This window comes from Bradyrhizobium sp. P5_C11_2, assembly GCF_054049755.1.
On sequence record NZ_JBFULT010000230.1, the window covers coordinates 1 to 11,098 of the forward strand.

Sequence of the window (11,098 nt, forward strand, 5' to 3'; positions counted from 1 at the left end):
GTCGAAGCCTGATTTGAGCAGGTCCATCAGCGGCTGCGCCCAGGCGAACACCGCCTGGAACATCACGAACAGGATAGCCGCCAGCACGATGAGGCCGCCGACGGGATGCAGCACCACGGCGTCGATCCGCGCGGTCCAGGTGTCGGGCCGGCTCGGCAGGCTGACGCAGTCGGCGATGATGCGGTCGGCCTCGCGCTGGGTGGCGCGCAATTCGGCGACGCTGAGCGCGCGCCAGCTGTTCTCCTGGGGCTCGGATGCGAGCTTGGCCGCGATCTCGTCGGTCAGCGTCAGGAGGTCGGCGGTGCCGCCCTTGCGCACCGCGATCGAGGTGACGACGGGCACGCCGAGCTCCTTGGCGAGCCGCTCGGCGTCGACAGTGATGCCGCGGCGGGTGGCGATGTCGAACATGTTGAGCACGAGGATCATCGGCCGGCCGGTGCGCTTCAGCTCGAGCAGCAGGCGGATGGTCAGCCGCAGATTGGTCGCGTCGGCCACGCACAGCACGAGGTCGGGCACGGTCTCGCCGGAGGCCTTGCCGAGCACGAAATCGCGGGTGATCTCCTCGTCCGGGCTGCGGCCGCGCAGCGAATAGGTGCCGGGCAGGTCGACCACCGAGACCTGGCGCCCTTGGGGCGTGACGAAGAAGCCTTCCTTGCGCTCGACGGTGACGCCCGGATAGTTCGCGACCTTCTGCCGGCTGCCGGTCAGGGCATTGAACAGCGAGGTCTTGCCGCTGTTTGGCGTGCCCACCAGGGCGAGATGCAGCAGGGGTGCTTCCATGTGATCAAACGCCTGGAATTGGGGTCCGGTCGCTATCTAGGCGACGATGATGGCCATGGCTTCGCGACGGCGCACCGCGATGGTGATGTTGTCGACGCGCACGGCGATAGGGTCGCGCCCGACCAGCCCCTCGTGCAGGACCTCGACCCGGGCGCCCTCGACGAAGCCGAGTTCGAGCAGGCGGCTCTCGAGCTCGAGGTCCGAGAGCGCCGAGCCCGCGTCCCTGGCGGAGAGGTGCTGAATGACGCCGGTGTAGCCGCGCTGGGCCAGGCCCAGCGGCATCTGCGGACGCGTATCATGGATGTCGGTCATGCCCTGTATTTTCAACGCAGGGCATTGAGGTCAAGCGTGCTGGTCGGCCGAAACTGCACCTTAGAGTGATTTTAAAGTGCAGAGGCCGAAAGCGTCGGGAAAGCGCCCTCGCGGCTTACTGGGCCGCGACCTTCTGCTCCGGCGGAACGGCCATCGCACGGCTCTTGAAGTAGTCCAGGACGAACAGGCGGATCGCCGAGGACAGGTTGCCCTGCTGGCGGTTGCCGTCGATCTCCCCGACGAGCTCTGACAGCGTCATGTTGCGAAGGCCCGAAATCTCCTTCATGCCGTTCCAGAACGCCTCTTCCAGGCTGACGCTGGTCTTGTGGCCGGCGACCACGATCGATCGTTTCACGACGGGCGACTTCATGGCTGCTCCTCGCGATCGATCCGGTGCTGGTCCAGGTGCTCCTTCGCCTGCTCCGCGCGCGTCTCCTCCGCCGACCGCTCCGCCTTCGTGCGGCCGAACTTCGCCCGGTTGACGTCCGCCTGCTTCGCCGAGGCTTCCCGCTCGGCGCGCTTCCTGACGCGATTCAGGTTGATGACTTTCCCCATGCCGCGTCTCCATCATCCGATCCTCTGTGGGCAGGATGAAACCTTCAGAAACAGGGCGCCGCGATGCGCCCTACAAGACTTGATCGCCATTCGCTCGTCCTCGTCAATCGGCCTCTCGGGCCATCAAACGATGAATTTCGCCCCGCCAAGGGCATAATGGCCGCGTAGCACGCATGCCCGCCGCGACATTGACGGTAATCAAATCCCGTCCTTTAAGCCCTACAATTTTGAGCTTCAGGGCTCCGTATCATTACGGATGACTATCGGAATTCGGAATTACCCCGGTTTAGTCATCTTCTCCGGCTGCACCAGACGGTCGAACTCGTCCGCCGAGACGAAGCCGAGCCGCAGCGCTTCTTCCTTCAGCGTCGTGCCGTTAGCGTGCGCGGTCTTGGCCACCTTGGCCGCGTTGTCGTAGCCGATCTTCGGTGCGAGGGCCGTCACCAGCATCAGCGAGCGCTGCATCAGCTCCTTGATCCGCTTTTCGTCGGCACGGATGCCGCTGACGCAATGTTCGGTGAAGGAGCGCGCCGCGTCGGCCATCAGGCGGATCGAGTGTAGCATATTGTAGGCGAGCACGGGCTTGTAGACGTTGAGCTCGAAATGGCCCTGGCTGCCGGCGACCGTGATCGCGGTGTGATTGCCGAACACCTGGCAGCACACCATGGTCATCGCCTCGCACTGCGTCGGATTGACCTTGCCCGGCATGATCGAGGAGCCCGGCTCGTTCTCCGGCAGGATCAGTTCGCCCAGGCCCGAGCGCGGGCCCGATCCGAGCAGGCGGATGTCGTTGGCGATCTTGAACAGCCCCGTCGCCACCGAATTGATGGCGCCGTGCGCCAGCACATAGGCATCGTTGGAGGCCAGCGCCTCGAATTTGTTGGCGGCGCTGGTGAAGGGCAGTTTGGTGATCCCGGCCACGTGCTTTGCGAACAGTCTTGCGAAGCGCGGCTTGGAGTTGAGGCCGGTGCCGACGGCGGTGCCGCCCTGCGCCAGCGGATGGAGCTCTTTCACCGCGACCTTGAGCCGGGCGATGCCGCTCTCGACCTGCGCGGCATAGCCGGAAAATTCCTGGCCGAGCGTCAGCGGCGTCGCGTCCTGGGTGTGGGTGCGGCCGATCTTGACGATCCTGGCGAACTCCCTCTCCTTCTTGCGCAGTGCACGGAGCAATTCGCCGAGGGCCGGGACGAGATCGGCGGTGATGCGGCTTGCGGCCGCAATGTGCATCGCGGTCGGGAACGAGTCGTTGGACGACTGGCTCATGTTGACGTGATCGTTGGGGTGCACCGGCTTCTTGGCGCCGAGCTCGCCGCCGAGCAGCTCATTGGCGCGGTTGGCGATCACCTCGTTGAGGTTCATGTTGGTCTGCGTGCCCGAGCCGGTCTGCCACACCACAAGCGGGAAATGGTCGTCGAGCTTGCCCTCGATCACCTCGCGCGCGGCGCGGATGATCGCATTGGCGCGGCGCTGGTCGAGCAGGCCGAGCTCGCGATTGGACTGTGCGGCCGCGAGCTTGACGATGCCCAGCGCATGCACCAGCGCAATCGGCATGCGGTCGATGCCGATGCGAAAATTCTGGCGCGAGCGCTCGGTCTGCGCCCCCCAATAGCGATCGGCGGGGACCTCGATCGGACCGAAGCTGTCGGTCTCGATGCGGGAGGAGGGGCGTCGCGAGGGGGTGGTGGTCTTCGAGCGGGCAGTCTTGGCCATGAGCACATCCATTCCGCCGCGCGAAATGCCGCGCGGCCACTTGATAGGCTCATCTATATAGGCAGTTTGGCCGGGCGCTATGGTCGCGGGCCCAACCTAGATCATTTCTTGCGGAAACGATCGAGCCGCACGACTTCGGCGCCGCCCTGGTTCGGGGCTGCCGGCTCCTCCGTGCCTTCCGCGGTCTCGGCGGCGGGGGCAGCAGGCACCGCGACGGCCGTTGGCGCAGGAGCCGCAGGCAACGTCTCGGGTGCCACCTCGGCGACGTCGGAGGTGTCGAACTGGAGGCCGAATTTCACGGACGGATCGAGGAAGCTCTTGATGGCGCTGAACGGCACGATCAGCCGCTCCGGAATGCCGCCGAACGACAGGCCGACCTCGAACCGGTCCTCGAGCACGGTCAGATCCCAGAACTGGTGCTGAAGGATGATCGTCATCTCTTCCGGATATTGCGCGAGCAGCCGCGACGACAGCTTCACGCCCTCGGCCTTCGATACGAAGGTGATGAAGAAATGATGCTCGCCCGGCAATCCATGGGATGCGGCATCGGTCAGCACCTTGCGCAGCACGCCGCGCAGCGCGTCGCGGGCCAGCACATCGTATCGGATATGATCGGTCGCCATGGTGGTCCTGTTGCATTCCAGGAGGCGGGCCCTGCCGGCCCGACTCGCCAAGCCACAATAGTACCGCGCCTGACGGGTCAGCAGGAGTCCCCGCCGAGAAGGAAATAATAAGATGTAAGTGGAGGCTTCTGTTGCCAGGTGCCTCCGAACCCCGCCTAACGGAGCTTAACCCGTTAGGACTTTAAGATGGTCTTTCAAACTGCGTTACGCAGCCTGAGCAACCGGAGCAAAGTTGTCGTTGGCAACTATTGCAGTAGCCCGATAACGGCGGAACAATACCGGGAAAAAGCACGCCCTTTACGCCCTCGTCGATCCTATTTCGCCCCCGCCAAAGCCCGCCTTTCGGCAGGCTGAAGCCCCTTTGTTTCGCGGGTCAGAGCCCGCGATCCGGTGGGCTTTGGTGGAGGCGCCGGGTACCGCCCCCGGGTCCGAATGGTTTATTACGACGACCATTTATTTCCATAGCCGGCGAACCGGCACCCCCAATATAGGGGGCAAAGGTTTCAAATGACAGGGGATTCAAGCGGCTTCGGCGCTGTTCCCTTTGGATAGGTTCCGGATGGGCTTGGCCGGGGCGCAGCCCGCGTTCTAGGCTTCGGGCATGTCCCAGGACTCAGCACCGGCCGTCCAAGAGCCGGATCCAACCGCCGCGCAAGGCCTCCCGCCCAGCCTGCCTGCGCTGTTCCTGGCCTTCGCCCGGATGTCGCTGGCCGGTTTCGGCGGGGTGTTGGTGTTTGCCCGGCGGGCCATCGTCGAGCAGCACCGCTGGATGACCGCGGACGAATTCAACGAGACGTTCGCGCTCTGCCATTTCCTGCCCGGCCCCAACATCGTCAATTTGTCGATGGTGTTCGGCGCGCGGCTGCGTGGGATCGCGGGCGGCGTTGCCGCCTTTGCCGGGCTGCTGCTGCCACCGACGCTGATCATGACCGTGCTCGCGGCGATCTACGCCCATTTCGGTGATGTCGACGTGCTGCGCCGCAGCCTGGCGGGCATCTCCTGCGCCGCGGTCGGCCTCTTGATCGCAGTGGTCTTCCGCATGATGGCGCCGCTGTTGAAGCGGATGGAGGCCGTCGCGCTCATCCTGATGCTCGGCGTGTTCACCACCATCGGCGTGCTTCGCCTGCCGCTCCAGGCCGTGCTGCTGGTCGCGATTCCCCTCAGCGTCGCCGTGACCTTCCTCCTGCGACGGAAAGTAGCAGCATGACCAGCGACAGCCCGATCTGGGCGTTGATCTCCACCTTTGGTCTGATGTCGCTGTTCGCGGTCGGCGGCGCCGCGGCGGCGGTGCCCGAGATGCATCGCATCGCGGTCGACGTGCATCACTGGATGACCGACAAGCAGTTCGCCGATGCCTATGCGATCGCGCAGCTCTCGCCAGGTCCAAACGTCCTTATCGTCACGTTAATCGGCTATGCCGTTGCCGGAATTCCCGGGGCGCTGGCGGCGACGCTGGCGATGTGCCTGCCGACGGCCCTGCTTGCCTATTATGTCAGCCGGCTCCTGAACCGGCCGAGCCAATCGCGCTGGCCCGGCCTGATTCAGGCTGCACTGGTTCCGCTCTCGATCGGATTGATGGCGGCAAGCGCCTTGATCCTGGCCCAGTCGACCGATCGTACCGTTATTGCTTTGCTCTTAACCGGGGCGGTTGCGATCATTGCGACCCTGTCGCGGATCAATCCACTATGGCTCCTGCTCGCCGGAGGCCTGTTTGGTTTTGCTGGCATTGTGTGATGAAAATCGCTAGGCAGTGATCCGGGCGGGGGATCGATTTTCCAGCCGATTAGAACAACAGTGCTCGTGACTTACCGGTCGCGGAGGAGACAGGCATGGCCGATACGATGGGCCACTCAGCGACAGCCACCCGAAACACCTCGGTGGCGATCGGCTTTTGTCTGCTGGCCATTGCGCCGCAGATTTTCGAATTCATCTGGTCGATCGGGACGATCTTTGGCTGGGGTACCGGACGCGGCCCCGCCACCGTCCTGATCAGCCACGCTACCGCGCTGCTCGCAGGCGCTCCCGGTGCGTTGATCGGATCGGTCGGCGGTGACACCAAGAAGGCGTCATCCGACGTGCTGCTGGCGCTGATCTACTCCTACCCGCTGTTTGCGGTGGCGATCCTTACGCTGTTCATGACGATCAAATCGGCACAGGATTACATCGGCGGCATCGTGCTGATGGCGGTCGCTCTGTTCGCGCTGTGGGCCTCGAGCGATTTGCAGGGCATGCGCGGCTTCTCCTTCGGCGCCGGGACCGCGCCCCGGATGTTCGGCGGACTTCTGGTTGCCCTGTCCGCCGGCATCGCCTTGACGGGACTGTTGGCCGAGGGGCCGGCGCTCGCCCATTATTCCTGGCGCGGGCCGCTGTTCGTGATGGTCTCGATCGTGTTCTTTGCGCTGGCGATCCGGCCGCTCGGCCTCGTGGTCTCGGCGTTCGTGAGCTTCATGATTGCGGCGGCGGGATCTCACGAAACGCGCTGGCTGGAGGCCGCCATCGTCGGCGCCTGCCTGACGCTCGGCTGCGCGGTTCTGTTCCCCTATGTGCTCGGGCTGCCGATGCCGATGTTCCCGCGTTTCCTGGTTCAGTGAGGGTGTGATGGATATCTTTGCCAACCTCGCTCACGGTTTTGCCGTTGCGCTCTCTCCGATCAATCTTCTGATGTGCCTGATCGGTGCCCTCGTCGGCACGTTGGTCGGTGTTCTCCCGGGCATCGGCACCATCGCGACGGTGGCAATGCTGCTGCCGATCACGTTTGGCCTGCCGCCGGTCGGCGCCCTGATCATGCTCGCCGGCATCTATTACGGCGCCCAGTATGGCGGTTCGACCACCTCGATCCTGGTCAACATACCCGGTGAGGCGACGTCGGTCGTCACCGCCATCGACGGCCACCAGATGGCGAAGCAGGGCCGCGCCGGCCCGGCGCTGGCGATCGCGGCGATCGGCTCGTTCTTCGCCGGCTGCGTCGCGACCGTTCTGATCGCCGTGCTCGGCGCGCCGCTGACCAAGCTCGCGCTGGCGTTCGGTCCGGCCGAGTATTTCTCGCTGATGGTGCTCGGCCTGATCTTCGCGGTGGTGCTGGCCAAGGGCTCGGTGCTGAAGGCAATCGCGATGATCGTGTTCGGCCTGTTGCTGTCGATTGTCGGCTCGGACATCGAGACCGGCGCTTCGCGCATGGCGTTCAACATTCCCGAGCTTGCCGACGGTCTCGGCTTTGCAACGGTGGCGATGGGCGTGTTCGGCTTTGCCGAGATCATCCGCAATCTCGACGCCGGCGCCGAGATGAACCGCGATCTCGTGCAGCAGAAGATCACCGGCTTGATGCCGACCAGGAAGGACCTGGTCGACTCGGCGCCCGCGATCCTGCGCGGCACCGTGCTCGGCTCGATCCTCGGCATCCTGCCGGGCGGCGGCGCGGTGATCGCGTCGTTCGCGGCCTACACGCTCGAGAAGAAGATCGCCAAGAACCCGTCGCGGTTCGGTCGCGGCGCGATCGAGGGCGTGGCGGCGCCGGAAAGCGCCAACAACGCGGCGGCGCAGACCTCCTTCATCCCGCTGCTGACGCTCGGCATCCCGCCGAACGCGGTGATGGCGCTGATGGTGGGCGCGATGACCATTCACGGCATCGTCCCGGGCCCGCAGGTGATGCAGAAGCAGCCGGATCTCGTCTGGGGCATGATCGCCTCGATGTGGATCGGCAATCTGATGCTGATCATCATCAACCTGCCGCTGGTCGGAATCTGGGTGCGGCTGTTGCGCGTGCCTTACCGGCTGATGTTCCCCTCGATCGTGATCTTCTGCGCGATCGGCATCTATTCGGTGAACAACGCACCGGTCGATGTCATCCTCGCCGGCGTGTTCGGCCTGGTCGGCTACTGGCTGATCAAGCACGATTTCGAGCCGGCGCCGCTGCTGCTCGGCATGGTGCTGGGACCGCTGATGGAAGAAAACCTGCGCCGTGCGCTCTTGATCTCGCGCGGCGACTGGAGCGTGTTCCTGACGCGTCCGTTGTCGGCCGTGCTGCTGGCGATCGCGGCGGGGCTCTTGATCCTCACGGTGCTGCCCGCGTTGCGCGCCAAGCGCGACGAGGTGTTCACCGAATCCGAGAACTGATCGCCACGCGCCCTGCGTCGGCGCGCCGCATTCGGAAGTCGAATCGACTCGTGTGACAGCTTCGTGAAATGAAAATGCCGGCCGGGTGGCCGGCATTTTTGTTTTGTGTCCGGAGGGGATCGAAATGACCTTCATTCGCGCGCTCGCGGGCGCATGTGCCGCGGCGCTTGCATCGCTCGGCGCCTTTGTCGCGCCGGCTCAAGCGCAGACCTATCCGACGCGCAGCATCACCATGATCGTGCCATTCGCAGCCGGCGGCCCGACCGACGTCATTTCGCGCATCGTCACCGCGCATATGGCGCAGACGCTGGGCCAGAGCATCATCATCGAGAACGTGGTCGGCGCCGGCGGCACCACCGCGACCACGCGCGCGGCGCGTGCCGCCAATGACGGCTATACGCTGATCACCGGGCATATGGGCACGCATGCCGCCTCGGTGCCGCTCTATCCGAAGCTCGCCTATCATCCGGAAAAGGACTTTGAGCCGATCGCACTGCTCGCGGGTACGCCGATCCTGATCCTGGCGCGCAAGGACTTTCCGCCAAAGGACCTCAAGGAGTTCGTCGCCTACGTGAAAGCCAACGCCGAGAAGGTGAACGCGGCGCATGCCGGCGTCGGCTCGGTCTCGCACGTGTCCTGCGAGCTCCTGCACTCCATCCTCGACATCAAGCCGGTCGGTGTGCCCTTCAACGGCACGGGACCCGCGATGAACGCGCTGGTGGCGGGCCAGGTCGATTACATGTGCGACCAGATCGTCAACGCCGTGCCGCAGATCAATGCCGGCACCATCAAGGCCTATGCCATCGCAACCGCCGAGCGCAATCCGTCGCTTCCCAACGTGCCGACGACGGCGGAAGCGGGCCTGCCCGCATTCCAGGCCCAGGCCTGGAATGCCATGTTCGCGCCGAAGGGAACCTCGCCGGCGATCCTGGCCAGCTTGAACGCCGCCGCCGTGAAGGCGCTCGACGACGAAACCGTGCGCAAGCGCCTGCTCGAGCTTGGCAGCGTCATCCCAGCCTCTGCGGAACGGACGCCGGAGGCCCTCGCCAAGCTCGTGAAGAGCGAAATCGCGAAGTGGAGCCCGGTGCTCAAGCCGGCAAGTTAATCAGCACAATCAATCCGATAGGCGTGGGCGGGATGCGAGTTCCGCCCCTTGTCGTTTGGGCCGGGAGCACTCACTTTTTCCGGGTATAATGCGTGCAGACGGCGAATCGCCGCTGTCGCGGCACGGGGGTGGTCGTTAAGTTCGCCGTTCCCCCAAAGGCTGCCGTCTTCCTAAAGGTTTTTGGCACATGCACCAGTATCAGGACCTGCTCGAGCGGATTCTTTCAGACGGCGCCGAGAAGACCGATCGGACCGGCACCGGCACGCTGTCGGTGTTCGGCCATCAGATGCGCTTCAATCTGTCCGCCGGCTTCCCGATGCTGACCACCAAGCGGCTGCCGCTGAAGGCGATCGTGCATGAGCTGTTGTGGTTCCTGAATGGCGACACCAACATCAAGTACCTGCGCGACAACGGCGTCACCATCTGGGACGAGTGGGCGGACGCCAACGGCGATCTCGGCCCGGTCTACGGCCATCAATGGCGTTCCTGGCCCGCGCCGGACGGACGCAGCATCGACCAGATTTCGAACGTGGTCGACATGATCAAGCGCAATCCGGACTCGCGCCGCCTGATCGTCTCGGCCTGGAATCCGGCCGAAGTGGACAAGATGGCGCTGCCGCCGTGTCACTGCCTGTTCCAGTTCTACGTCGCGAACGGAAAACTGTCGTGCCAGCTCTACCAGCGCTCGGCCGACGTGTTCCTCGGCGTGCCCTTCAACATCGCCTCCTATGCGCTGCTCACCCTGATGGTGGCGCAGGTCACGGGCCTGAAGCCCGGCGACTTCGTGCATTCGTTCGGCGACACCCATCTCTATTCCAACCATCTGGAGCAGGCGCGGCTCCAGCTCACGCGCGCGCCGCGCGCGTTGCCGGTGATGCGGATCAATCCCGACGTGAAGGACATCTTCTCCTTCCGCTACGAGGATTTCGAGCTCGTCGGCTACGATCCGCATCCGCATATCAAGGCGGAAGTCGCGGTCTAGGACTGATGTCGCTCAACATCCGCCGCGTGCGCCCGGGCGAAGCCGGGCTCGTTCTCGCCTTCATCCGCGAACTCGCCGCGTACGAAAAGCTCTCGCACGAGGTCGAGGCAACCGAGGCTGACATCGCGGATGCGCTGTTCGGCGCTGATCCGCGGCTCTATTGCGCGATCGCCGAGTGGAACGGCGAACCCGTCGGCTTTGCGGTGTGGTTTGCGAATTTCTCCACCTTCAGCGGCCGCTACGGCATCTATCTCGAAGACCTCTACGTGCGGCCGTCGCATCGGGGCAGGGGCCTCGGCAAGGCACTGCTGGTCTATCTGGCCAGGGAGTGCGTCGAGAACGGCTGGTCGCGCCTGCAATGGGCGGTGCTGGACTGGAACGCGCCGTCGATCGCGTTCTACAAGTCGCTCGGGGCCGTGATGATGGACGACTGGACGTTGTGCCGCGTCACCGGGCCTGCGCTGGCGCGGCTTGCCGGGAGCGCGAGCTGATGGAGATCGTCTTCGTCGTCGCGATTGCGGAGAACGGCGTCATCGGCGCTGGCGGCGCGATCCCGTGGCGATTGAAATCCGACATGCAGCGTTTCAAGGCGCTCACGATCGGCAAGCCCGTGATCATGGGCCGCAAGACCTTCGAATCGCTGCGCCGGCCGCTTTCCAACCGCACCAACATCGTCATCACGCGCGATGCGGATTATCGCGCCGCCGGCGCTATCGTCACGACATCGGCGGCGGATGCGGACGCGGTCGCGCGCGGCGACGCCCTGCGGCGTTCAGTCGCCGAGATCGCGGTGATCGGCGGCGCCGAGATCTATCGGCAATGGATCGATCGCGCCGATCGGCTCGAGATCACGGAAGTGCATGCGCGGCCCGACGGGGACACGCATTTCGACATCGACCGGGCGCTATGGGAGGAAAC

The 11,098-nt window shown here is 64.7% G+C and carries 14 protein-coding genes and 1 other RNA gene; 8 read left to right on the plus strand and 7 right to left on the minus strand.

All coding sequences use genetic code 11. The features are described 5' to 3' along the window. From ACXJL8_RS21155 to ssrA, 7 genes are all read right to left on the minus strand, one after another. A partial coding sequence (locus tag ACXJL8_RS21155; RefSeq protein ID WP_456685515.1) for a FeoB small GTPase domain-containing protein occupies window positions 1–780 on the minus strand: 780 nt, incomplete at its 3' end. A 36-nt stretch (window positions 781–816) separates the two neighbouring features. Then, window positions 817–1,092 (minus strand): FeoA family protein, encoded by a 276-nt coding sequence (locus tag ACXJL8_RS21160; RefSeq protein WP_456619918.1) that lies wholly within the window; start codon window positions 1,090–1,092, stop codon window positions 817–819. A gap of 115 nt (window positions 1,093–1,207) precedes the next feature. Beyond that, window positions 1,208–1,462 carry a ribbon-helix-helix domain-containing protein gene (locus ACXJL8_RS21165; RefSeq protein WP_456619917.1) on the minus strand — a complete coding sequence of 85 codons (255 nt, stop codon included), beginning with the start codon at window positions 1,460–1,462 and terminating at the stop codon, window positions 1,208–1,210. Next, window positions 1,459–1,647 (minus strand): DUF4169 family protein, encoded by a 189-nt coding sequence (locus ACXJL8_RS21170; RefSeq protein WP_456619916.1) that lies wholly within the window; start codon window positions 1,645–1,647, stop codon window positions 1,459–1,461. The genes ACXJL8_RS21165 and ACXJL8_RS21170 overlap by 4 nt, the downstream gene beginning before the upstream one ends. Before the next feature lie 276 nt (window positions 1,648–1,923). Then, window positions 1,924–3,369: a class II fumarate hydratase gene (fumC, locus tag ACXJL8_RS21175; RefSeq protein WP_456619915.1), complete on the minus strand. Its 1,446-nt coding sequence runs from the start codon at window positions 3,367–3,369 to the stop codon at window positions 1,924–1,926. Window positions 3,370–3,458: 89 nt separating this feature from the next. Then, complete coding sequence (locus ACXJL8_RS21180; protein WP_456619914.1) at window positions 3,459–3,980, minus strand: SspB family protein; 522 nt, start codon at window positions 3,978–3,980, stop codon at window positions 3,459–3,461. Between the two features lie 117 nt (window positions 3,981–4,097). Then, window positions 4,098–4,497: a transfer-messenger RNA gene (ssrA, locus tag ACXJL8_RS21185) on the minus strand. 84 nt (window positions 4,498–4,581) lie between these two features. Between ssrA and ACXJL8_RS21190 the strand changes: the two genes are divergently transcribed. The 8 genes from ACXJL8_RS21190 to ACXJL8_RS21225 form a co-directional block, all read left to right on the plus strand. Beyond that, window positions 4,582–5,187 carry a chromate transporter gene (locus ACXJL8_RS21190; protein WP_456619913.1) on the plus strand — a complete coding sequence of 202 codons (606 nt, stop codon included), beginning with the start codon at window positions 4,582–4,584 and terminating at the stop codon, window positions 5,185–5,187. Continuing rightward, window positions 5,184–5,714 (plus strand): chromate transporter, encoded by a 531-nt coding sequence (locus ACXJL8_RS21195; RefSeq protein ID WP_456619912.1) that lies wholly within the window; start codon window positions 5,184–5,186, stop codon window positions 5,712–5,714. Before ACXJL8_RS21190 ends, ACXJL8_RS21195 begins: the two co-directional genes overlap by 4 nt. Before the next feature lie 95 nt (window positions 5,715–5,809). After that, complete coding sequence (locus ACXJL8_RS21200) at window positions 5,810–6,571, plus strand: tripartite tricarboxylate transporter TctB family protein (RefSeq protein ID WP_456619911.1); 762 nt, start codon at window positions 5,810–5,812, stop codon at window positions 6,569–6,571. Window positions 6,572–6,578: 7 nt separating this feature from the next. After that, window positions 6,579–8,093, plus strand: a complete 1,515-nt coding sequence (locus ACXJL8_RS21205) for a tripartite tricarboxylate transporter permease (RefSeq protein WP_456619910.1) — start codon at window positions 6,579–6,581, stop codon at window positions 8,091–8,093. A 124-nt stretch (window positions 8,094–8,217) separates the two neighbouring features. Continuing rightward, window positions 8,218–9,198 carry a tripartite tricarboxylate transporter substrate binding protein BugD gene (locus ACXJL8_RS21210; RefSeq protein ID WP_456619909.1) on the plus strand — a complete coding sequence of 327 codons (981 nt, stop codon included), beginning with the start codon at window positions 8,218–8,220 and terminating at the stop codon, window positions 9,196–9,198. A 187-nt stretch (window positions 9,199–9,385) separates the two neighbouring features. After that, entirely contained in the window at window positions 9,386–10,180 is a 795-nt protein-coding gene (locus tag ACXJL8_RS21215) for a thymidylate synthase (RefSeq protein ID WP_456619908.1), read from the plus strand. Between the two features lie 5 nt (window positions 10,181–10,185). Continuing rightward, window positions 10,186–10,671, plus strand: coding sequence for an N-acetyltransferase family protein (locus tag ACXJL8_RS21220; RefSeq protein ID WP_456619907.1), 486 nt, complete (start codon window positions 10,186–10,188; stop codon window positions 10,669–10,671). Further along, a partial coding sequence (locus tag ACXJL8_RS21225) for a dihydrofolate reductase (RefSeq protein ID WP_456685516.1) occupies window positions 10,671–11,098 on the plus strand: 428 nt, incomplete at its 3' end. The genes ACXJL8_RS21220 and ACXJL8_RS21225, both read left to right, overlap by 1 nt.

Bases quoted from the DNA above. Each gene is read 5' to 3' on its own strand.
- ACXJL8_RS21160 (WP_456619918.1), bottom strand. From the start codon at position 1,092: ATGACCGACATCCATGATACGCGTCCGCAGATGCCGCTGGGCCTGGCC.
- ACXJL8_RS21165 (WP_456619917.1), bottom strand. From the start codon at position 1,462: ATGAAGTCGCCCGTCGTGAAACGATCGATCGTGGTCGCCGGCCACAAG.
- ACXJL8_RS21170 (WP_456619916.1), bottom strand. From the start codon at position 1,647: ATGGGGAAAGTCATCAACCTGAATCGCGTCAGGAAGCGCGCCGAGCGG.
- fumC (WP_456619915.1), bottom strand. From the start codon at position 3,369: ATGGATGTGCTCATGGCCAAGACTGCCCGCTCGAAGACCACCACCCCC.
- ACXJL8_RS21180 (WP_456619914.1), bottom strand. From the start codon at position 3,980: ATGGCGACCGATCATATCCGATACGATGTGCTGGCCCGCGACGCGCTG.
- ACXJL8_RS21190 (WP_456619913.1), top strand. From the start codon at position 4,582: ATGTCCCAGGACTCAGCACCGGCCGTCCAAGAGCCGGATCCAACCGCC.
- ACXJL8_RS21195 (WP_456619912.1), top strand. From the start codon at position 5,184: ATGACCAGCGACAGCCCGATCTGGGCGTTGATCTCCACCTTTGGTCTG.
- ACXJL8_RS21200 (WP_456619911.1), top strand. From the start codon at position 5,810: ATGGCCGATACGATGGGCCACTCAGCGACAGCCACCCGAAACACCTCG.
- ACXJL8_RS21205 (WP_456619910.1), top strand. From the start codon at position 6,579: ATGGATATCTTTGCCAACCTCGCTCACGGTTTTGCCGTTGCGCTCTCT.
- ACXJL8_RS21210 (WP_456619909.1), top strand. From the start codon at position 8,218: ATGACCTTCATTCGCGCGCTCGCGGGCGCATGTGCCGCGGCGCTTGCA.
- ACXJL8_RS21215 (WP_456619908.1), top strand. From the start codon at position 9,386: ATGCACCAGTATCAGGACCTGCTCGAGCGGATTCTTTCAGACGGCGCC.
- ACXJL8_RS21220 (WP_456619907.1), top strand. From the start codon at position 10,186: ATGTCGCTCAACATCCGCCGCGTGCGCCCGGGCGAAGCCGGGCTCGTT.